We start from the raw sequence: 22375 nt of genomic DNA, 5'->3' as shown, positions 1-22375 counted from the left end.
GAATTATAATGTCATATGGACGACAAAGGCGGGTTTGTTAACTATTTTTAACTTTGCCCAGGGCCATCGGATTAGTTTCTCCGGCCCATCTCGTCGCGAATGCTCGCAGCTTTTTCGTAATCCTCTTTGGAAAGTGCATCGTCCAGCATGCGTTGCAACTCGTCGAATGTAAGGTCGCGCAGCTGCTCTTTGGATGAACCTGTGGCTTTCAATGTTTCTTTCACCGCATCTTCATCATCTTCTTCATCCTCGGTTAAGGAACTGGAAACAATTCCTGCTTCCGAAAGAATGGCTTCAAAAGTGAAAATAGGAATGTCAAACCTTAAACCAATGGCAATTGCATCGGAAGGGCGGGCGTCGATTTCAACTTCCCTGAGATTATCTGTGCAGACGATCTTGGCGTAAAAAATGCCCTCTTTCAGGTCAGAAATGACGATTTCTTTTAATGTATAGTTCATTCCATCCGCAAACGACTTGAACAGATCGTGGGTCATCGGGCGGTTTGGGACAATATTTTCAATTTGTACTGCAATGGCCTGCGCTTCGAACACACCAATTATAATGGGCAGGCGGCGGTTGCCCAGTTCTTCGCCAAGAACCAGTGCAAAGGAACCGGCCTGAGATTGGCTTGGAGACAGCCCGAGAATTTCTAACTTGATTTTTTTCACGTTTAAACTAAATGCGCAAGTTTGGTTAACAGTTGTGGTGAATATCTTGGATATTTATAATCGAAGTTGCAAAAATAATTAACCCGTACTGCATAAAAAAATGAAGTACGGGTTAAGAAGAGCCTCACCGACAGCCGGATGCAAATAAAGCAGCTTAATTATCTGATTTTTAAGCTATTTTTTTTAATCTGACCGGCGGGTATTTATTAATATTAATTTAAATATGGCTCAAAAGCGCAGTTTTTACAGTTTTTTGGCAGCCTCTGTCAGTTTGGGCAAAATTTCGAAAACATCGCCAATAATTCCGTAATCTGCCGCTTTGAAAAACGGTGCTTCGGGGTCCTTATTGATGACCACAATGCATTTGGAGCCGTTCACACCGGCAAGATGCTGGATTGCACCGGAGATTCCGCAAGCAATGTAGAGATTAGGCGCAACTTTGATGCCTGTCTGGCCGATGTGTTCATGGTGCGGGCGCCAGTCCAGATCTGAAACGGGTTTTGAACATCCCGTAGCAGCGCCTAACGCTTTGGCAAGATCCAGCAAGGGTTGCCAATGTTCAGGCCCTTTCATTCCGCGGCCACCTGAAACGATAACCTGTGCCTCCGTGAGCGACAGTTCCGAGCTTGCTTTCTCAACATTCACAACGGAAGCCTGAAAATCAGCGTCGCGCAGCTGAGGCGTAAATGGCTCAACAACAGCATTTGCAGAAGCCACATCGTTCTCATCGATCTCAATCACATTTTTTTTCACGACCAGGATTTTTACATCTGATTTCATTTCAGTCGTCGCGAATGCTTTTCCTGTAAAAATGCCGCGCGTCACCGTAAACGAACCATTGATCTCGGGCAATGCGGTAACGCCGGAAACAACACCCGCTTTCAGCTTTGCTGCAGCCCGCGCTGCCATGGCATCACCCAGGCCGGATTTGGAAAGAATTATGATCTTGCTGCTTTCCTGCCCGGCTGCCTGCGCCAGCGCATCGGCGTATGCAAGACTGTTTTCATGCGTTAGTTTCTCGTCCGATGCATGCAGCACTTTGGAAGCGCCGTAATTTCCTGCTAATTCAAGTGCAGAAGAGGCCGCCTGCCCGATGGCCAGAACAACCGCTTTATCTCCTGTTTTCTCTGCGACCTTTGCGCCGTAAGCCACTGCTTCCAGCGATGTTTTTTTGATTGAACCGTTATCCAGTTCTACATATATAAGGACTGACATTTGCTCTCAGTTTTAATTTATAAGTTGATTCAGGATGATCACAGCACTTTTGCTTCTGTTTGCAAAAGCCGGATCAATGTCTCTGCCTCGCTGGCCGGGATCATTTTACATGCGCCTTTCGGAGCGGGCAGAAAGTATTTTTCAGGCACGGTCATTTCGTCCACAGAAACCGGTTCAACTACGCTCAAAGGTTTTGTGCGTGCCGTCATAATGCCACGCATATTTGGAATTTTCCACTCCGCGATAGGTTCCTGGCAGCCCAGCACAAGTGGCAGCGGCGCTTTCAGGATTTCTTTTCCGCCGTCTATTTCGCGGCTGATCGTTGCGGAGCCACCTTCAATATCCAGTTTCATAACGGGAGAGTAGGAGCCAATTCCCAACATTTCGCCTACCAGTCCATGCACAACGCCGCTGTTGTAATCAATAGATTCGCGGCCCATCAGGATGAGATCGAAGTTGTTTTGTTTGGCCACATGCGCAATTTGAACAGCTACGAAATAGGAGTCTAGGGGATCAGCATTCACGCGGATCGCATCATCTGCACCGATGGCAAGCGCCTTACGGATCTGTGGATCGGCGTCCGCTTCGCCCACGTGCAGCACGGTTAACGTTCCGCCCGATTGTTCTTTTAATTCAACACCTCTTGCCAGCGCGTAATCATCATACGGGCCGATAATATACTGGACCCCGTTTTTATTAAGTCTGGTGTCGTTGTCCGTAAATGTTATCTTAGCGGTTGTATCGGGCACATTGGATATACAAACGAGTATTTTCATGAGCTTTTATTTAGAATTATAGCTTGGTATGAACATCACTTTGTCCGGGCAAATTAAGGGAAATCTTAAATAGTATGCAAGCATAATAATATACAATGGACAGCACTTTACTCAGCAATTTGCTCAGCTTTTATGACGAAGATCCCAGCGATCCCTTCAATGTTTACGCCCTTGCCATTGAGTATAGCAAGTCGGATCTGGAAAAAGCTGCTCATTTTTTTGATATCCTTTTGACGGAACATCCCGATTACCTGCCCACATATTACCACGCTGGTTCATTTTTTGCTGCAAAAGAAGAAACGGAAAAAGCGGAAGAAATTTATCGCAAAGGCGTGGCGCTGGCGCTTTTACAAAAAAACACCAAAGCACACCAGGAGCTTTTAAGGGCTTATAACAACTTTCTGGACGAAATGGACGACTAACTGATTGGGCTAAAAATTTGCTGTTTAGGGCAAAAAACTGTACCTTTCATGATTAGTAAGAATACTACATTCCAGACTGCTTTCGGTAAAATACTTCCTCTGCTCAGTTTAGTTTGATTTTTATGGAGTTCCCTGGTTGACGGGAGAGAAAAAATTATTCATTTAATATTATGGAAAAGGAATTATTTATTCCACTTGTGGTAAAGTGGGCACAGGCGCATGGGTTTAAGGATATCCAGGCCAATATGGAAGGGTTTGAAACACCGAAGTCCTACGAACGGGCCGCCGACAATGCCAAATTTACCCCGGATGTTACTGGCGTAAATATGTTCAACAGGCACTATCTTGAAGTGTCAATGAAAACCGATCAGCTTCGTGGCAGCATTTCTAAATGGAAGTTGCTAAGCGAGCTTGCCGGCATGAAAGGTGCTAAATTATATCTGATGGCGCCAAGAGGACATGTCAGGTTCACACGCGAAATCATAGATCAGTACAACATTCCAGCAGAAGTTGTGAAGATCGATTAAAACAAAAAAGGGATTGTTAGCTTTAACAATCCCTTTTTTGTGCCTATGCCTGTGGGTATTTCCATTCACCCCGATATTCTCTGCTCAAAAGCTTGTTTGCCTCCGCATCGCCTTCGATGGTTTCCTTTTCCCCGTCCCAGATAATGCTTCTTCCCAACTTGTAAGAAAGCATCCCCAGCAACGCCACGTTCGTCGAACGCTGTCCAATTTCAATTTCAGAGATCGGCGGTTTGTTGGTTTTGATTGATTCGATAAAATTCGCCCAAAGCTGCGCAATGTTCTGATCATCCGGTTTGTTCAGCTGCGCATCCTGGTGAATGACCGGCTTCTTTGGGTCAGTTGGGTAGAACGTCCAGCCATCAAGCCAGCCCATATGGAATGTGCCTTCGGTTCCGTAGAAATAGACACCCACTGCTTGTTGCGGATGCGTTTTCTCGGCATTGTTTGCAGCGAAATTCCGGTGTTCCCATTCCAGTGTAAAACCGTCAAAATCGTAAACCGCAACCTGATGGTCCGGCGCATCCGTATTGTCCTGTCTTATCGCACGACCGCCGGTTGAATAAATTTTCTTCGGATATTTTTGTTCGGACCACCACAAAACCTGGTCTAGCCAGTGAATGCCCCAGTCGCCTAATGTTCCGTTTGCGAAATTGAGATAACCCCGAAATCCTCTCGGGTGCATGGTTTTGTTATAAGGCAGCAATTGGGCCGGGCCGCAGTAAAAGTCCCAGTCTAACCCTTGCGGCGGTTCGGAGTCGGGCGTTTTTTGTCCCGGTCCGCCACCATAATGCACAAATGCGCGCGCCATACCAATTTTACCAGCCTTACCCGATTTCAGGAATTCCATCCCCGACACATTATGCGGTGAAACGCGCCTGTGCGTGCCCACTTGCACGATCTTCCCGTGCTTGCGCGTCGCATTCACCATGGCCCGTCCTTCCTTGATCGTATGCGAAATGGGTTTCTCCACGTACACATGCGCGCCCGATTCGATGGCAGCGATGCAGCACAGGGCATGCCAGTGATCCGGTGTTGCGACGATGACCACTTCAGGTTTTTCTTTGGCCAGAAGTTCGCGGTAATCTTTGTAAATCTTTGGCTTGTCCGGTGTTAGCTTGGACATCTCCGCGGCGCAAACTTTGAGCTGGTTATCATCTACATCGCACAGCGCAACCAGCTTATTTTCGCCCGATTGCAGCGCGCAACGAAGGATGTTGGTTCCCCACCAGCCTGTCCCGATCAATGCCGTGCGGTAAGGAGCGGCGCGGCTTATGGCGCTTAAAAGTGGCAGAGAGGAGAAGGCGGCACTAGATAGTGCGGCACCCGTAAGCGCCGACTTTTCTATAAAGGTTCTACGATCCATTTTTTAATGTTTTAAAACTATTTTTTGGTCAATTTTTCGATCAGCCAGTTATTCATAATGTCTTTTTCTTCCTGGTAAGTCCAGTGGCCGGTATCCAGATACAGTTTTAGCTCTTTGGGCGCAGTAGTCACATTATAAGCCGCATACATGGAAGTAGGCGGGCAGGTTTCATCATTGAATCCCCAAATATAAAAACCAGGCACTTTAACCCTTCTGGCAAAATTCACAACATCGTAATAAGCCACCGTTGCAACTTTCTCCTTCGTGTTGTTCCACTTCACGCCGGTTTTATCAAAGTAATGCGGCCAGCCGCCTGCGCGTCCGTGCAGGTAACCCGTAACGTCGCTCAATGCAGGATAAAACGCGCCGAGCCATTTCACGCGCGGATCAAGTCCGGCTGTGATGATCGATAACGCGCCGCCCTGGCTTCCGCCGGTTACTGCCAGATTTGTCCCGTCGTATTGCGGCAGGCTGGTCAGAAAATCGTTGGCACGCACGCAACCCAGATAGACCCTTTTGTAGTAAAATTTATCACGGTCGTCCATGTTATAAGCAGGATAACCATTCAAAAGCCCCTGACCCATATCGGTGTAAACGGATGGGTCCATGATGACGGAAATGCCATGAATTCCTATTTCCAGTGTGATAATATCCTTTTCGGCAGTCACAACGTCGCCATAATAAGCGCGGACACCGGCGCCGGGAACGCGAAGCAATGCGGGATATTTTCCTTCTTTTTTCGGAATGCTCAGAATGCCGTAAACGCGAACGCCTTTGCGGTTATTTTGGAGATTAAGATGATATACATTTACTTTTTCGGTGCAACGTTCGGGCAGGAGCGTCATTTTAGCGTCCATAGGAACGGCGGCCAGTTCCTGCTTGGCTGCTGCCCAGAATGTGTCGAAATCCTGCGGATTAGTCACCGTCGGTTCGATTTTCTGCGGATCAAAACCTGCTGTTGCCAGACCGCGATATTCATTTCCGTCCACGGTTACCCAGGCAATGCATCGTAAAAAACCGGGTGTTTTAAGCGTTCCGCCATCGATTGTCAATTTACCATCGGCAGCTGTTTTGGTTTCTTTAATGGTCGGTTCCAGCTTTTCAAGGCCGATTTCGTAGCGCACCGAAGCATTCTTTATCAGATTTCCATTCCTTGTTACCGTTACCAGGAATTGAACTTTATCGCCGGTTTTATAAGTCCAGTCGTCCCGGTCCGCAGTAACGACAACCTCCACGGGTCGCCTTACGGGCTGCGCTACAACTGTTAATAATGAGAGCCAGAACAAAACGGCTATTGGTAAAAAACGATTTCTCATAAGGGGTTAGCATTTCATGAATTGAATTGAAAATATTACAGCTTGTAAAGTAAAAGTGACAATGGAGCGGAATCTTTAATAAAAACAGGATATTTTTTGCGATTTACAGTAATTTGCTATCCGATAAGAAAGCCATCCGCGCTTCAAAGAAGAATTAAATAGTTGGATTTTGATCAGGATTAATAAGTATATCAGTGAAACGGGCATTTGCTCGCGGCGTGAAGCGGATAAGCTCGTGGAACAAGGCCGGGTAATGCTGAATGGCAGAACGGCGGTTTTAGGCGATAAAGCCACTGCTGCCGACGAAGTGAAAATCGATGGTAAGTTGTTGAACGTCAGGAAGTCCGCGGTTTACATTGCTTTCAATAAGCCTGTCGGCATAACCTGCACGACGGAGCGGGACGTGAAAGGAAATATCATTGATTACATCCGCCATCCAGAACGCATTTTTCCGATCGGCCGGCTGGATAAGCCTTCCGAAGGACTTATTTTCCTGACCAGCGACGGCGACATTGTGAACAAGATCCTAAGGGCCGGAAATAATCACGAAAAAGAATATGTGGTAACCGTCGACAAGCAGATCACGCCTGAATTTCTCAGCAAAATGGCATCCGGCGTGCCTGTTTTAGACACAATTACCAAAAAGTGTTTTGTGAAAAAAGAAGGCAGCCACGTTTTTACCATTGTACTGACCCAAGGCCTTAACCGTCAGATCCGGCGCATGTGTGAGTATCTGGGATATCATGTCACCAAGCTGAAACGGGTCAGGATTATGAATGTGACATTGGAAAACTTGCCCACCGGAAAATGGCGAAACCTGACCGAAGAGGAAATGCAGGCGATCAATGCGGCGGTTGAAACTTCGGTTAAGACTGAGGAAGGTTCTCATTTGCCCGGCTGGGAAGAGTAACGGTTCAAAAACATGAAATATGGTTCGATCATTTGCAGGTTTCATTTTGCTGAATTGCTTTTCAATATTGTGCAGTGCGCAAAAGCCGGATACATTGTTTTTGGAAAAACTACTAAGGAGCAAGCCTGACCTGTTTTTGAAAATTTTAAATCACCCGAAGAAAAATGAGGTCCAGATCCTGTACACGCAGATTGATAGGGATAAAAACAATGTTCCGCATTTCAAAAGTTACAGTTATAACCTCAATGACCTGCATTATTTCTTCCCCGCCAGCACGGTAAAACTGCCGACGGTGATCTTTGCACTTGAAAAAATCAATGAGCTGCATGTGCCCGATCTTTCCGCCAAAAGCACAATGTTAACGGGGACCGCATTTGCGAAACAGACCGCTGTGGAAAAGGACAGCTCGTCGGGAAATGGCCTTCCGTCTGTGGAGCATTATATCAAAAAAATCCTGCTGGTAAGCGACAATGATGCCTACAACCGGCTTTATGAGTTTATCAGCAGGGCTGAGATCAATCAAAAATTGAAAAAATATGGCTTAACCACTAGCCGAATCCTCAACCGTTATGCGGTGAAGGATACGGAAATAACTTCACGACATACAAACCCGGTGACGTTTTATGACTGGGATAGTCTTGTTTACTATCAGCATGGCAAATTTGACCCGTTGGATTATCCATTGGCGTTGTCCAACACGAGTATGGGGAAGGCTTACCTGGATAGTTCCGACCGGTTTGTAGCCAAGCCTTTTAATATGGCGAATAAGAATGCATTCAGCATAACGGATCAGCAGGTCGTGATGAAGAAACTGCTTTTTCCCGAAGTATTCCCTGAAAATGAGCGCTTTAATCTGACCCGGCAGGATTATAATTTGATTTACACTTACATGAGCAAATATCCCGCCGAAAGCGATTTTCCAAAATACGATCCAAAGGAATTTTGGGATGTGTATGCGAAATTTTTGTTATACGGCGCTGATAAAGAGGCACTTCCGAAATCGAACATCCGGATTTTCAATAAGTATGGCGATTCCTATGGCTTCATCATTGACAATGCATTCATTGTTGATTTTGAAAACAAAATTGAATTTATGCTGACCGCCGTGGTGCAGTCCAATGAGGATGGCGTCTATAATGATGATAAATATGAGTACAAAGAGGTTTGTTATCCATTCATGAAAAACCTGGGGGAAGCGGTTTACGAATATGAATTGCAGAGAAAAAAGGAATATCTGCCCGATTTGTCTAAATTTATAATGAAATATTGAAATAAATCTACCTAACCTGTTCAGCCATGAAGTGTTGGTTTTTTTTACTTTTTGTCATGCTGATTTCAGGAAACGCTGTTCGTGCCCAGGTCAATGACATTTACCGCGTAAAGAACGGCACGGATGTCACCAAAGTAATTCCTTTTGAAGAACGTTATCAGTTTGCGAAATTCAAGGACGGACGGGTGCTGTTTCGGAACGGGAAAATTTCCAAAGCCATGATGAATTACAGCCTTGTGCATGGCGAGGTGTTGTTCGTTGATGCTAAAAAGGACACGCTGTTGTTTACCGATAACGAGTACATCAGCAACATTGTCATTGGGGACGCGCTGTACTATTATACAAAAGGCCATGGCCATGTTCATGCGATCAAAGATTTTAATGGTGTAAAACTGGGGAAAAAGCAGTTTTTAGTCAGAATGGGAAATGAAAAATATGCTTCCTATGAACAGTACTCTTCCACCTCCGCCATTTCCAGTTATACTTCATTTATTAATTCAAACGGCAATTTTCAGGATTTGGAAAGTAATGTTAAGGTTGTCTTGAAGCGGAGGTCGATCTTCTTCCTGATTGACCCAAACGATCGGGTAATGCTTGCTACCCGCCCCAATCTTCTGAAAATCTATACCAAAAACAAGAGAAAGCTCAACGCATACTTAAAAGAGAATCAAATAAGTTTCGAGAAGGAAGAGGACTTGAAAAACGTGCTGGAATTTGCCAGTCGATTGGAGTAAACCGGAGGGGCGGACAGAGGACGTATAATGTGGATCGGCGTCTTGGAATGATTTTTTACATTTCTCTCGAAACATATTCTCCATGAAGGAAAGCGTCTCTAAGATCTTAGTTTGGGTATTATTAATCATTGCAATTCCGGCCGGGTTATATTTCGGCAAAACGTTTCTGGCGCCTCTCGCCATAGGCATTGTTTTATCAATGATGCTTATTCCGGTAATGGACTGGCTCATGTCCAAGGGGCTTTCCAAAGGTTTGGCCGTTGCCGGAAGCACGCTTGTTTTGCTGCTTTTCGCGGTTTTTCTAGGCACATTAATAACCATTCAGGTGAAAATGATTTCCCGCGACTGGCCTGAAATTGAGAAAAAATCAGTTCAGTATCTGGAACAGGCGCAATCGTTCATTGAAGAAAAATCCGGACTTGATCCCGACGAGCAACTGAAAGAAGCAAAAGCTGTTCTGAAAAAACTGGGAAGCGGCAGTCCGGCTGCGCTCGGTTCGGTAGGAGGGGCCATTGCCAACGTTATCCTGATCGTGGTTTATGTGGTTTTGTTATTGTCTCAAAGAGCGCGTTTCAAAGAGTTTATATTACTGAATTTCCCCAAGCAGGATCATATCCGTGTACGAAAAGCATTAAAGGAAATACGAAAAACTTCGGGCGGCTATTTCTACGGAATGCTGAAAGCCATGATTATTCTGGCGATCCTTTACGGGACTGGCTTCATGATCGGCGGCGTTAAATATGCTTTTCTTCTTGCCCTTATTGCCGCAGTATTTTCATTCATTCCTTACGTAGGCAATACAATCGGTGGCGGTTTAGCGGCCATGCTGGCATTGGTGTCGGGCGGGCCATCCAGCGTGCTGACTGTATTGATCGTCATGTTTGCTGCACAAATGATCGATAATTATATCACCCAACCTTACGTTGTGGGAAAAGAGGTTGATTTAAATCCCTTTATGACCATTACATCGGTGGTCGCTTTTGGCGTGCTATGGGGCATTGCGGGAGCCATTATCGCCATTCCGCTCACAGGCATCATTCGCGTTGCATTCCAGTATTTACCGAATACAAAATCACTGGCCTTTGTGATGGGGAACGAAAAGCCAGTTGAGGATCTGCAAGGTGTTAAGGAGCAGGTTGACGAGCGAAACAGCGCCTAGGCAATATAATCGCGTATTTTTATTTTGGTTTGAATATCCCACTCTTCGAACCTGCGCATTTCCAGGAATGAGCCGTATTGCCAGTCGGTGTTGATGATCACAGCGCCCACTACGAAGAGATATTTGCCGGTAAAGCCGGTTTGCTGAATTAAACGGTCAATCAGCATGCCCGATTGTTCCAAAATAACTTCTGTGGCCTCTTTGATCGGATATTCGGCTGAAAGGACGCGGTCTTTCCTGTTGTACAAAAATTCCTGCAACGTGTGCTGCTGATAGTCATCCGCCGGTTTTTCACCCCATGTAATCTCATTGTTTTTCAAACGGCTCAAAGCCAGCGCAGCCGCACCGCAGCAACTCGATTCTTCATGTTGACCCACCCGGATGATCTTGCCCAGCTCACCCGAATTGCTCACGCCAATGTGCGGCGCATAAAAAATCATTGCGGCGCCGTCTTTGGGAACGTGATGGGCAAAAGCGCTCATGCCGGTTAGCCCTGTAAAAGGATAACCATTCAAGCCTCCCAGGTTAAACGGCCCCAGCATTTCCCTTCCTTCTTCGGGATATTCGATGCTGTTCACGTCGTCCGAGCAAATGGAATGTGCGAGCATGATCTGGCTGGGGGCAAGGTTATGGCCGGCCAGATTCTTATAAATATTTAGGACAAAGTCGCTGGAAGCAACTGCATTAGGATAAAATTTGCGTACTTTTTCTAGCATTGGGTTTACATTAAAATGTTGTTGACTGCTGTTACAGGCGCGGGAATGTTTGCTTCATCCAGCATTTCGCGGAGATCAATTTCAATCGTGCGGCAAATGGCCGTCATCGGAATATCGTTAATCGCGTTTTCAAAGGGATTTTCGCTTGTATCGCCCACCACTTCCATGGTATAAAATACCCAGGCAATGATCATGTAGCTGGGTATCGCCAGCCACATCAGGTCCGGGCCTAATTTGGCAAACTCATTGATCAGGCCAAACGGCAGGATGGAAATGAAAAGCCAGACAAAAACCTTGCTGAAATACGCATATTGGCGTGGAAACGGGAAGTTTTTGATCCTTTCTGCGGCACCTTGCTGGTTGTAAAACTCCTGGACAATGTTCATCATATGGAAGTAAAACAGCTCATTGATCGCGCCTTTGCGAAAGATTTCATCCAGTTGTCTGGCCTGGGCTTTCATGATATGTGTTGCCGGGTTTTTTTTGGATAAATAATATTGCACTTCGTCGGCAGGCAGAAATTCGTTCAGGGAATGCAGGAGCGGCGCATCGTCGTTGCCGACCTGATCCCGGACTATGTGATGGGCAACCGTGTTTTTATCATCCCAAACGCTTTTCGCCCGGAGCTGAATACGGACGGCGTTGATATAGGCAATGTGCCTGTGAATGAGCTGTGTACGAACTTCTTTCTCGTCATGACTGGCATCCTCGGGAAGCGGCTGGATATAGGTAGCGGTGAGTGTTCCCCAGGTCCTGCTGGCGTTTACAATTGCGCCCCAAATGCGTCTGGCCTCCCAAAGACGCTCATAAGAAGAGTTGTTTTTGAAACCCACATAAAAAGCGACGGCCGTGCCGATAAGCCCGATGGGGACAAATGAAATCCCCAGGGTAATGCCGGCAGCATAACTTATCAGGCAGAGCACAAGGGCATAAATAAAGAAAACCAGGATCGGTTTCCATGCAAAGGGCAGGATGATCCCTAATTTTATTTCACGGGCGGTATACATTGGGTTGAGTGCAAAAGAGTGTCTATGATAGGCACTAAGATTTCACTTTTACATTAAACCAAATGCGTGCGATGCTGTGAAGCAGCATTTTTCAATGATTAAGCGGCAGAAATGGAGCCTGGAAATTTTTGGTCACTCTAATGCGAAAGCGACATATTGATTTCCTTTCTTCGTCCCAAGCTTGGTGCCACCGCACGCGATTACAACGTATTGCTTCCCGTTCACGGCATAAGTTGAAGGCGTGGCAAATCCAGCGGCCGGCAGCATTGTTTCCCAAAGAAGCTTGCCATTTTTCTTATCAAAAACCCTGAATTTCCCGTCTTTGGTCGCGGCAATGAAGAGCAAACCGCTCGCCGTTACCACCGGCCCGCCGTAGTTTTCTGTTCCCGTAGTTGGAACACCCTGTTTTTTTAAAGACTCCACTTCACCAAAAGGAATCCTCCAAAGAAAATCGCCCGTATTGAGGTTAATGGCATTCAATGTCCCCCAGGGCGGAGCAATGGCCGGAAGACCATTCGCGTCGAGAAATTTGTTGTAACCCGTGCTTTGATAAGGCAGATAAGTTTTCTTGGAGGCCGTCGCATTGGATGCAGCTTCCACTTTCTCATCTCCAAATAGGAATGAGACGAGCGATTGCTTTTCTTCTGCGGTAAGCATTGTAAAGCCTGGCATCATGCCTTTGCCGGATGTAATGATCTGGCTTACAAAGGCGCGGTCGCGGCGTGCGCCGATGTCAACCAGCGAGGGGTAACCGCTTTTGGCATTTCCTTTCCGCTGCGGGCCGTGGCAGGTGACGCAATAAGTGGTGTAAACCTTTTCTCCCGGGCTGAGGTTTGACATTTCGCTGGCTTTTGGGGTGTCTTTCATGGTAAGTATCCACGCCATTTCATTGCTGTTGACATATAAAATGCCATCCTCAGGATCAGCAGCGGCGCCGCCCCATTCTGCGCCCCCGTCAAATCCAGGCATGATCACGGTGCCTTCTTTGCTGGGCGCTGCAAACAATGCTTTCTTGTAACCCTTAAATTTGATCACAAGCGAGTCGTGATCCGGCGCGTAGCGGCTTATGTCTTTCTCGGTCAGGGTGTACGCTTGCCTGGCGTAGGACGCCGGCTTGGTAGGGACGGGCTGCGTGGGCCAAGGAAATTCGCCCGGTAACGCGTCTTTTGGTGCGGTCACTTCTTTGATGGGAAACAATGGTTTGCCGGTAACGCGATCGAAAATGAACACATAACCCTGCTTGCTGACCTGCGCGACGGCATCAATTCGCTGGGGTTGGCCGTCCGGACCTTTTTGCGTAACCGTGATCAGATTAGGCGGCGCCGGCAAATCGCGGTCCCACATATCGTGGTGCATGGTTTGATAGTGCCACAAACGCTTGCCCGTTCTGGCGTCGAGGGCAATGAGGCAGTTGGCAAATAGGTTGGCGCCCTTTCTTTTTCCACCATAAAAATCATATCCCGCAGAGCCGGTAGGCACAAACAAAATCCCGCGCTTGCGATCTATTGCCGTTCCGGCCCAGTTGTTAGCAGCGCCTGTGAATGTGTTTTTGTAAGCATCCGGAGGGAATGTTTCATATCCGAACTCGCCCGGATAGGGAATCGTGTGGAAGGTCCAGACAAGCTTTCCCGTTCGCACATTGAATGCGCGCAGGTCGCCGGGAGCCGCATCCGAGTCTTCCGAAAGCCGGATCGGCATAACGATCAGATCCTCAAATATGGTCCCGGGCGTGTTGGAAACCAGGTATTTGTCCTTCGCGACATCGGGTAGGCCGGTTCGCAGGTCTATTTTTCCATGATCACCAAAAGATTCGATGGGTTTGCCCGTTTTTGCATCCAATGCGTACAGGAAAGAGCCCATGGCGTGCATAATGCGCTTGTCCTCTCCATCCGTCCAGTATGTGACGCCGCGGCTCGTGTTAGACCCGTTTTTTGATTTATCTCCAAAAATCCAGATTTGCTTGCCTGTTGCAGCGTCCAGTGCGAAAGCCTGAACGGTGTTGGTTACACCGTATAAAACGCCATTCACAATGATCGGATTCATTTGTGTTTGTCCTGAATCGGGCATTGCATATGTCCAGGCCACTTTCAGCTTGCCCAAATTCTCTCTGTTGATTTGCGTGAGCGGGGAATAATGATTGCGGTCCGGACCGCCCAGATACTCAGGCCATTCGGTGTCTTCTGCCGGTTTGTTTACAAATTCTTTCTGCTGAATAGCAACCAGAAATAGCGCTGACGCAGCAATGCAAATGGAAAGAGGTTTTAACATATGAAGGGATCAGTGAATGCTGATTATTGAAATTTGCCTTTGATGGAAATCCCTGGCCAGTCGTCTGTCCTGAAACTGCTGGCTGGAAAACCGTCCGTGCTGAATAAGTTGGCTTCTTCCGGCGCATCCGACCAGGCGTAGCGCACAGAGGCCGGTTTGGTTACTTTGGGATGCGAAACCTCGACCGTATTTCCCTTGATCTCCGCTTTGGCATAATAAAAAACTTTGTCCTCGCCAGCTATTTCGAAGCCTTTGAGATAGCCATAGCGATCTTTTACAGTCAAGCCATTTTCAGCGTGTTTGAATGAGACAATTGCTTTTCCATCAGAGAATTGCACTTTATTATAAAGCGGGGAAGAATAGGGGATGTTTTGGCCGTAATCGTTTTTTAAAGCCTGAGTGGCCAGCCTGTGGGCAACGTCCTGTTTGTTGGTCGGGTGAATGTTGTCCGGATTTCCCACGTCGGTTGTAACGGCCATACCGGTTTTAGGAAGGCTTAATGTCATATTCTGCGCCTCGCGTAACTCAGCCCAGTTGCTTCCTTTATTGCTACTTTCATCCTTTCCATAACTCGAAAGCTGCACCCAGTAAAAAGAGAATTCATCATTCCAAAGCCTGCGCCAGTCATTGATCAACAGCGGGAACGATTTGCGATATTGGTAGGCCCTTCCTGTGTTCGCCTCGCCCTGATACCAAAGTGAACCACGTATCGCGAAGGGCAGCAGCGGTACGATCATAGCGTTGTAAATGCTCGTCCCCACATTGTTCATCAGGTGTGCGTACTCGTGCTTTTCGGCAAAGGAGGGCATAAGCAACCAGTCTTTGGCCAGACTGATCTTCGCCGCGCCATCCTCAACATAAATGTTACCCGCATTACCCATCATTCCCGGGCCGAACCAGGGCGTGGCGACCATGTTTCCATGATCGATTACGAGTTGATTTTTACCTTGTTTCCAGGAGTTTGCGGGGATTTTTACTTTGCGAACGCCTTTTGCAGCGGTTTCGCCGATCAGCTTGCCATTAATGTATATTTTATTCGGACTGTCGTTTTCTGCCAGCGATAAAATGGTTTCTTTCCCGATCAGATCGGCAGGAATTGCCACTTCTTTGGCCATATAACCTTTACCGCGATAGCCCATCAGGCCCTTCCAATCCCATTGCCCAACGGGATCTGCTGTTTTCAGCCAGGTTGAAAAATCGGCGTTCCCACTCACGTATTTTTTTTCGTCCTCGGGCGTCGGCGTGTAGGAATCACTTTTGAAAAGCGCTTTTCTGAGCTTGGCATCCATCACAATATCCGCTTCCTGCCAGGTTTTAGGCAGGTTTTGCGCATAACTTTTCAATTCATCGTCGCTTAGCATTCCTTCCTTGCTAATCCAGCCTTCCACTTGCGAGCCGCCCCATGAAGAATGCAACAGGCCAATCGGAATGTTTAATTTTTGATACAATTCGCGGGCGAAGAAGAATCCCACAGCCGAAAATCCGCCCACCGTTTCCGACGATGCGATTTTCCATTCACCGGCCGTCAGATCCATTTCCGGTTGCAGGGTAACATTGTGCTCAACCTTAAAATGACGGATCTGGGGAAAATTCGCATTCTGTTTTTCAATTTCAAAGTCCTTCGCAGAAGCCACGCTCCACTCCATATTAGACTGTCCCGAGCAAAGCCATACTTCCCCGATCAGAATGTCATTTACAGACGCTTGTCCCGATTTGGCCGACACATTTAAAGTGTGCGGCCCGCCGGCTTCCATCGGATTGAATTTGACGATCCACTTCCCGGATGCGTCCGCTTTGGTTTGCACAGTTTGCTGAGCGAGGGTTACTTTCACTTTTTCACCTGCCTTTGCCCAACCCCAAACCGGAATGGGTTTTTGTCTTTGCAAAACAACATGATCGGAAAATAGCCGGGCGAGCTTTACCTGCGCAAAAACCGATGTGTTCAGCAGCAGGAAAAGAAAAAGTGCAATGCGTTTCATTGAAATCGGGAAAAGTTTGTAACCCCTTTAAAATGCCACCGGGGTGCACTTTCTACTTAAAGCCCTACCTTTGCGCATATCTGCTCTATGTTTGGCAGCGAGTATTTTAAGCCGCATTTACCCCCAAATAATGATATCTGTAATCATTTGTTCAGCCAATTCCGAAGAACTGCAATCGGTCAGAGAGAATATTGATCAAACCATTGGTGTTGCTTACGAGATTATCGCTTTTGATAATGGGAATGCGGAAAAAGGAATCTGTGAACTGTATAATCAGGGTGCCGAAAGAGCCAAATTCGACAATTTGGTATTTATGCATGAGGATATCGAAATGAAAACGGAGCACTGGGGAGCAAAGGTTCTGGAAGTATTTGCCGCTCATCCAAACTTGGGACTCATGGGCATCGCGGGTGGCGGATACAAATCGGTGGTCCCGTCGAGCTGGTATAACGCGGATCTGGAAGTCAATGGCGGGTTTTATTGCAATTTGATCCAGGGGTTTAAATACTCGGGTAGGGAAGCATTTCTGGATTACCGCAATGCAAAAAATGAAAAACTAACGAAAGTGGCGAGCATCGACGGTTGCTGGATGGCTACGAAAAAGAAAATCGCGCTTGCGAACTCTTTTGATCAAGATCTCCTGAAACATTTCCACGCATACGACATTGATTTTTCACTCGCGGTAGGAAGGCAATATGATGTGGCTGTGACATATGAAGTGCTTTTGAGCCATTTTTCAGAAGGAAATTTCAGCCATAACTGGGAGGACGAGATCCTCAAAGTCCACAAGAAATGGAGTGCCGTATTACCCGTTAATGCAGATGGGCTGGATGAAAAAACGCTGCTCAGATATGAACGAAGGGCTTTCAGAATGTACTTTGAAAAGCAGCTGGACAAAGGCAAAACCTATCATGAGCTCATGCAGATCTGCTGGCACGCCAGGAAATCCAGGATTTTTAAGGGTTTGAAGTGGTATAAGATGTTTGTGGACCTTTGGAGGGTTTGGGGGAAGGCTGATAATTTTGAATGAGTGAATGTGTGAATGAGTGAATGTGTGAATGAGTGAATGTGAGAAATTATTCAGTCATTCACTCATTCAAAATTATTTCATAGCCCAAATCTTCCAAAATCGGCTTCCAGTATTTCAGATTATCCGGAGCGTCCCAGGCGTGGCAGCCGAAGGGGAGTCCTTTGTTGAAGCGTACGCCGCGCTCCGGGTTGTTTTCTATGGAGAATTTATAAGCAGTTTTGAAGGACGGAATGCTTAAACGATGCCATTTTCTATTTACTTCAATGCTCCAAAATACGTCTTCGTGAAAGTGGTGCTCGTGCCGCTGATGATATTCGCTCACCTTATCCTGCATGCTGGTGGCCAGATTGTAAAGTTTTTTGACCCGCCTGAGTGAAAATCCACCATTACCCACCACATTATCAAATTGCCGCTGAATGGGCAATCCGTCTTCAAAAGTGTTTTTCCAAATGTGATACAATGTGATCGCGCGGGTTTTGAATGCTTTCACGATGTCCGGCTCTTCCAGGCGCTTCGGCCAGGGTGCCCCAATATAATCGTAACCGCTGTTACACCATTTCAGAAGCTCGTCTTTGAATACAAAAGCATCCAATTGGTAAATCAGAATATACTCATAACCAAGAAATTGCTTGTAGAAATCGGGGCTGAGCATGAGCTTGTTGTAACCCTGGACATTCTCAAAAAAAGCAGGATCAAAACTAACAGACCCGGTAAAAATGTTATCGCTTCCCAATTCATCCAGATCAAGTGTTTCCGGTTTCAGCGCAATAATCGGGTGGTTGAACAACACTTTCCTGCATTGCTGAATGGAAATTTTCTCGTAGTCTGAAAGCTGCGTTTTGTAAACGGGAATGACAACAGCAACTTTTTGGGTGCTACTCATCTGGAACGAATTTCGGGGTGTAAGGAATCTGAACCGTTCTTATTTTCGGTTATTAAGCGTATCTACAAGTGATTCGAGGTGTTCCTGAAAGAAAAAATCGAAACCATCTTCGCCTTCCGGCACCACATTGATCACATCAAACGAAGTTTCCAGAATACGCGGAACCTTCAAACCTTCGGCAATTGAAAAAGGAAACGACTGGTTGCCAATGAAGAATTTTGCTCCCTTAATGATCCGCGCCATTTGCAGAAAGTCTTCAACCTGAACCCACTTAATACCGGGAATTATCTTTTTAATGTCATTATACTCGCTTTCAACGCCTATAAAGACAATGTTAGGATATTTATTAAGAAACTTGTAGTTGATCGTGTAATTCCGGTAACGCTCGCTTCTTGCCATCACGATCGTGTCTGCGTAAGCAGGATCGGGTTCGACTGTGAGCCAGGATTTGTAAAGCGTCGGGTTTACGCCCGTCAGATAGCTACACCAGCGTGCAATGTTGCCTTTGTCCAGGGGAATTCCGCCAGCACGGAAATAATCGAGGTCAATGTCAATAAGCTGATCCGTGTGTACGCCTACGAAATCAATGTAAGGCTGCGGCGCCAGAAGCGTGATCAGCATTTCGGCCATCCTCTCGTTTAACATTACATTTCCCAAAGGATGCGTGTTGTAACCGGAAAGGATCAGTGGCTGGCCGAGCCGTAAATACAATTCAATGCGCGCGTTGGTCATCCGGCGCATAGCTTCAATGGTTGGTAAAGCGTAAATAATGTCACCCGCATTCCCGCTATGGCTCAGGCGGATGCACCCTTTTTCAATGGCGTATTCTTTTATCTTCGCCGGACTAGTAAGCTTGTCGGCGTCATTGATGAAATTGGCAAAAGCAAGTTGTTTCTGATTTTTTAACTCCCACTTATACTGCTTGTAACGAATCTTGTCAGTGTGTTTAAGCCAGAGTCTTGAAACCAGATTTCTCTTTTTGAACATAAGAACTTTAATTAAACTAATCGTTGAAGGTTTGCATGTCAATCAGTCGCTTGTACAGCCCGTCACGTGCGATGAGCTCTGAGTGATTGCCTTGCTCTACAATTTGACCATCTTCCAGCACGACGATGGAATCTGCTTTTTGGATGGTGCTCAGCCTGTGTGCGATCACGAGGGAAGTCCTGTTCTGCATCAGGTTGTTCAATGCTTCCTGCACCAATTTTTCCGATTCTGTGTCCAATGCAGAAGTGGCTTCATCCAGCAGCATGATCGGCGGGTTCTTCAAAACGGCCCTTGCAATGCATATACGCTGTTTTTGTCCACCTGACAATTTCATCCCGCGATCTCCAATGTTGCTGTCATAACCTTTTTCCGTATTGATAATGAAGTCGTGGGCATTGGCAACACGTGCTGCTGCTTCCACTTGTTCGGGTGTGGCAGTATGGTTGCCAAAAGCAATGTTATTATAGATCGTGTCATTGAAAAGCATTGATTCCTGGTTTACTACCCCGAACAACGACCACAATGATTCCATTTTCACCTGCTTCACGTTCAGGTCGTCAATGGAAACGCTCCCTTCCTGCGCGTCGATGAAGCGGGGGAGCAGGTCCATCAATGTGGACTTGCCACCGCCGGATGGCCCTACCAACGCAACGGTTTTGCCTTTTGGAATCGTGATATTAATGGATTTGAGGACCGGCCTTGCCTGATAGGCGAAGGAAACGTTCTGCAGTTTCAGCGAATGATTGAATTCTTTCAGGTCAACTGCGTCCGGTGCGTCCTGGATTTCAGGTTTTTCGTCAACCAGATCCAGAACTCTTTCACCGGCTGCGATGCCCGCATGAATTGTGCTGAATGAATCCGTTAATGCTTTGGCTGGGCGCATTACCTGCGAGAACAATGCAATGTAAGCTACAAATTTCGAAACGCTCAGGTCAGATTGGTTATCCAAAATCAGAGAACCGCCATAAAGCACGATAATCGCCACCATGGTTACCCCCAGGAATTCAGAAACGGGCCCGCTCAACTGCTGGCGACGTGCCATTTTTCGTCCCAGCTCGGAATAACGGATATTTTCCTGATGAAATTTCTCCTTAATGTCTTCCGTAGCATTGAAGGCTTTGATGATTTTGATTCCTGAAAGCGCCTCATCCAGATAACTGATCATTAAACCAAAAAGATGCTGTGCCATGGTGGCTTGCTCTTTCAGTCTTTTTACAATCTTGGAAATAATGAACGCGGAAATTGGAATAACTAAAATGGCGAAAAATGTGAGTTTAGCAGACGTGGCAAAAAGCATGAAAACGTAAGCAAGCAACTGCAACGGTTCTTTAAACACGACCTGCAATGTTCCCGTCACCGAAAACTGCACAACCTGCACATCGGAAGCGATCTTAGAAATAATATCCCCTTTGCGCTGGTTGCTGAAATAGCCCGTATGCAGGTTCATTACATTGTTAAAAACCGTTTTACGCAGGTTCAGCAATGTATGGATCCGGAGATTTTCCATGACCCGCTGCGAGAAATATTTGAAAATGTTGGAAAGCAGAATAGACGTTACTATTACACCACAGACAATCTGCAAAGCGCCGTGCGGCCCGTATGTGTCGTTCGCTTGCTGCGCGTAATAGTTGAGGAGACCGGTTACGTCCCAGTTGTCAGGTTTTTGAATTACTTCGGCCCCATCCTTATTGTTGTTGAACAGGGTGCTCATCAAAGGAGCAAGCAGGGCTAAATTAAGTGTGTTGAAAATGACCCCCAGGACTGTGAAAATAATATAGGGGACTGCAAATCGGGAAATGGGCTGGGCAAATGATAATAATCGGAAGTATGTTTTCATTAGATGGAAATGGCATATTTAGCATACGCCTGAAAGTAAAACAGCCGGAAATTGTGAAATTTCCGGTTGAGGGTGCAAATTAATGCATATCGCGTTAAATCGCAGACAATAACTATAATTTTACGACCTGCTTATATTTCAGCATCATCTTGATGTTCTCGATGACATCGTTGATGCCGATATTGGATTTATGGTTTTTCATTTGTGTTTTGAACGCCGTTTTCTTCACGGAAAGCTCGTTCATATTCTGCAAGAAATCCAGATAGGCCTGTGCTTTGTAGAATTGGAGCGTAATGATGCTGGGCAGCACGTCGCTCAATATTACCTGCAAATGATACAGGTTCAGGTCGATGCCGTGCAAATGCAGATGATGCATGTAATAACGGTTCCTGAAATAGATCCTTTTTACAGAATAGTTGTCTTTGTGGCCTTTAGTGCTGGCGGAAACCTCGTGACGGCAAACGGCATTGTGCTCGTAGTAACATTTCCAGCCCAGTCTCCACGCACGGATCGACATTTCCTGATCCTCGCCATAGTAGGGGTTGAACATTTCATTGAAACCGTTGATCGCTTTCAGCTTTCTGGTGTCCATCAATGCAATGGCTCCGGAGAGATAGAATGTCGGCGTAAGGGTGTCGGAGTCTTTCAGGTAGAAGAAATTGCTCGGCTTTATTTTTCTTCCCAGGATCTTGGGAGAGCGCGCTGCATCGAGGATATTATCGTCCTCCATACCAATAATGCGTCCCATCACACCGAATGTATCTTCAAGCTCGAAATATTTATAGAGCTTTTCAAAATACCCTTCTTCCAGCGTAACGTCTGTGTTAAGCAGGAAAATAAGATCATTTGTTGCTTTCTGAATGCCGAGGTTACAGGTATGGGAAAAACCGGAATTCTTTTCCTTGCGGATAATCGTTACATTTTTTCCGTAATGTTCTTCCAGATAAGCTACTGAATCGTCACTGGAAGCATCGTCAACAATAATGATCTGAACCTTTGTTTCTAGTGCGTTGAGAATCTTATAGTTGTTTTCGAAATATTTTTCGAATAAATGCCTTCCGTTGTAATTCGGAATTACTACCGAGATGCTTTTCATCAATCTTACAATTTAAGTGTAGAGTATATGGTGTACCCGATAGTTGTCTATTTAATTTAACATCTTCATTTTCCAGATTTACCGACCTCCATATTCAATTATTGAACCAGTGATCTGCTTTTGCGCGGACGCCCCGTTTTACCAATGGAATGCAGTCCTGTTTTTATGAAACACAAAAAACCTTAAAAGGACTTTGGTCCAGTTTGTTTGCA

20 protein-coding genes are annotated in these 22375 nt (G+C 46.3%); 7 read left to right on the top strand and 13 right to left on the bottom strand.

The annotated features are described in order from the left end of the window. Positions 1 to 71: 71 nt before the first annotated feature. The 3 genes from NFI81_RS06195 to NFI81_RS06185 form a co-directional block, all read right to left on the bottom strand. The gene (locus NFI81_RS06195; protein WP_234613411.1) at positions 72 to 668 is read right to left on the bottom strand and encodes a bifunctional nuclease domain-containing protein; all 597 of its coding nucleotides are present in this window, start codon (positions 666 to 668) and stop codon (positions 72 to 74) included. A 243-nt stretch (positions 669 to 911) separates the two neighbouring features. After that, positions 912 to 1883, bottom strand: coding sequence for an electron transfer flavoprotein subunit alpha/FixB family protein (locus NFI81_RS06190; protein ID WP_234613412.1), 972 nt, complete (start codon positions 1881 to 1883; stop codon positions 912 to 914). Positions 1884 to 1921: 38 nt separating this feature from the next. Next, complete coding sequence (locus NFI81_RS06185) at positions 1922 to 2659, bottom strand: electron transfer flavoprotein subunit beta/FixA family protein (protein ID WP_234613413.1); 738 nt, start codon at positions 2657 to 2659, stop codon at positions 1922 to 1924. 95 nt (positions 2660 to 2754) lie between these two features. Here NFI81_RS06185 and NFI81_RS06180 point away from each other — a divergent pair, with 95 nt between their 5' ends. Together NFI81_RS06180 and NFI81_RS06175 are read left to right on the top strand one after the other, a co-directional pair. Beyond that, on the top strand, positions 2755 to 3081 hold the full coding sequence (locus tag NFI81_RS06180) for a tetratricopeptide repeat protein (RefSeq protein ID WP_234613414.1): 327 nt from the start codon (positions 2755 to 2757) through the stop codon (positions 3079 to 3081). Positions 3082 to 3251: 170 nt separating this feature from the next. Next, the gene (locus NFI81_RS06175) at positions 3252 to 3608 is read left to right on the top strand and encodes a hypothetical protein (protein ID WP_026632110.1); all 357 of its coding nucleotides are present in this window, start codon (positions 3252 to 3254) and stop codon (positions 3606 to 3608) included. A 43-nt stretch (positions 3609 to 3651) separates the two neighbouring features. Here NFI81_RS06175 and NFI81_RS06170 read toward each other — a convergent pair whose 3' ends face one another. Further along, the gene (locus NFI81_RS06170) at positions 3652 to 4971 is read right to left on the bottom strand and encodes a Gfo/Idh/MocA family protein (protein ID WP_234613415.1); all 1320 of its coding nucleotides are present in this window, start codon (positions 4969 to 4971) and stop codon (positions 3652 to 3654) included. A 17-nt stretch (positions 4972 to 4988) separates the two neighbouring features. Then, positions 4989 to 6287 (bottom strand): acetylxylan esterase, encoded by a 1299-nt coding sequence (locus NFI81_RS06165; RefSeq protein WP_234613417.1) that lies wholly within the window; start codon positions 6285 to 6287, stop codon positions 4989 to 4991. Between the two features lie 169 nt (positions 6288 to 6456). Between NFI81_RS06165 and rluF the strand changes: the two genes are divergently transcribed. The 4 genes from rluF (at position 6457) to NFI81_RS06145 (ending at position 10360) form a co-directional block, all read left to right on the top strand. Further along, positions 6457 to 7197, top strand: a complete 741-nt coding sequence (gene rluF, locus NFI81_RS06160; protein ID WP_234613419.1) for a 23S rRNA pseudouridine(2604) synthase RluF — start codon at positions 6457 to 6459, stop codon at positions 7195 to 7197. A 19-nt stretch (positions 7198 to 7216) separates the two neighbouring features. Then, positions 7217 to 8467: a serine hydrolase gene (locus NFI81_RS06155; protein ID WP_234613421.1), complete on the top strand. Its 1251-nt coding sequence runs from the start codon at positions 7217 to 7219 to the stop codon at positions 8465 to 8467. 26 nt (positions 8468 to 8493) lie between these two features. Then, positions 8494 to 9201: a hypothetical protein gene (locus NFI81_RS06150; RefSeq protein ID WP_234613422.1), complete on the top strand. Its 708-nt coding sequence runs from the start codon at positions 8494 to 8496 to the stop codon at positions 9199 to 9201. Between the two features lie 82 nt (positions 9202 to 9283). Beyond that, a complete protein-coding gene (locus NFI81_RS06145) occupies positions 9284 to 10360 on the top strand; it encodes an AI-2E family transporter (protein ID WP_234613424.1) in 1077 nt (358 codons plus the stop codon). On the opposite strand, the gene NFI81_RS06140 is transcribed toward NFI81_RS06145, so the two are convergent. From NFI81_RS06140 to NFI81_RS06125, 4 genes are all read right to left on the bottom strand, one after another. Further along, positions 10357 to 11076, bottom strand: coding sequence for an LCIB family protein (locus tag NFI81_RS06140; protein WP_234613426.1), 720 nt, complete (start codon positions 11074 to 11076; stop codon positions 10357 to 10359). The genes NFI81_RS06145 and NFI81_RS06140 overlap by 4 nt on opposite strands. Before the next feature lie 5 nt (positions 11077 to 11081). Further along, positions 11082 to 12083: a bestrophin family protein gene (locus tag NFI81_RS06135; RefSeq protein ID WP_234613427.1), complete on the bottom strand. Its 1002-nt coding sequence runs from the start codon at positions 12081 to 12083 to the stop codon at positions 11082 to 11084. Between the two features lie 132 nt (positions 12084 to 12215). After that, on the bottom strand, positions 12216 to 14351 hold the full coding sequence (locus tag NFI81_RS06130) for an outer membrane protein assembly factor BamB family protein (RefSeq protein ID WP_234613428.1): 2136 nt from the start codon (positions 14349 to 14351) through the stop codon (positions 12216 to 12218). A 23-nt stretch (positions 14352 to 14374) separates the two neighbouring features. Continuing rightward, positions 14375 to 16330 (bottom strand): sialate O-acetylesterase, encoded by a 1956-nt coding sequence (locus NFI81_RS06125; protein WP_234613429.1) that lies wholly within the window; start codon positions 16328 to 16330, stop codon positions 14375 to 14377. A gap of 130 nt (positions 16331 to 16460) precedes the next feature. Between NFI81_RS06125 and NFI81_RS06120 the strand changes: the two genes are divergently transcribed. Continuing rightward, the gene (locus NFI81_RS06120) at positions 16461 to 17360 is read left to right on the top strand and encodes a glycosyltransferase (protein WP_234613430.1); all 900 of its coding nucleotides are present in this window, start codon (positions 16461 to 16463) and stop codon (positions 17358 to 17360) included. A gap of 58 nt (positions 17361 to 17418) precedes the next feature. On the opposite strand, the gene NFI81_RS06115 is transcribed toward NFI81_RS06120, so the two are convergent. The 4 genes from NFI81_RS06115 to NFI81_RS06100 form a co-directional block, all read right to left on the bottom strand. Then, on the bottom strand, positions 17419 to 18243 hold the full coding sequence (locus NFI81_RS06115) for a DUF5672 family protein (RefSeq protein ID WP_234613431.1): 825 nt from the start codon (positions 18241 to 18243) through the stop codon (positions 17419 to 17421). A gap of 39 nt (positions 18244 to 18282) precedes the next feature. Beyond that, positions 18283 to 19230 (bottom strand): hypothetical protein, encoded by a 948-nt coding sequence (locus tag NFI81_RS06110; protein WP_234613432.1) that lies wholly within the window; start codon positions 19228 to 19230, stop codon positions 18283 to 18285. Between the two features lie 16 nt (positions 19231 to 19246). After that, positions 19247 to 21067, bottom strand: coding sequence for an ABC transporter ATP-binding protein (locus NFI81_RS06105; protein ID WP_234613433.1), 1821 nt, complete (start codon positions 21065 to 21067; stop codon positions 19247 to 19249). A gap of 112 nt (positions 21068 to 21179) precedes the next feature. Beyond that, complete coding sequence (locus NFI81_RS06100) at positions 21180 to 22163, bottom strand: glycosyltransferase family 2 protein (RefSeq protein WP_234613434.1); 984 nt, start codon at positions 22161 to 22163, stop codon at positions 21180 to 21182. Between the last annotated feature and the right edge of the window lie 212 nt (positions 22164 to 22375).

It is taken from the genome of Dyadobacter fanqingshengii (genome assembly GCF_023822005.2).
Classification (GTDB): domain Bacteria; phylum Bacteroidota; class Bacteroidia; order Cytophagales; family Spirosomataceae; genus Dyadobacter; species Dyadobacter fanqingshengii.
Note: the sequence above shows the minus strand (reverse complement) of the source record. Positions and strands in the feature narration are given on the sequence as shown.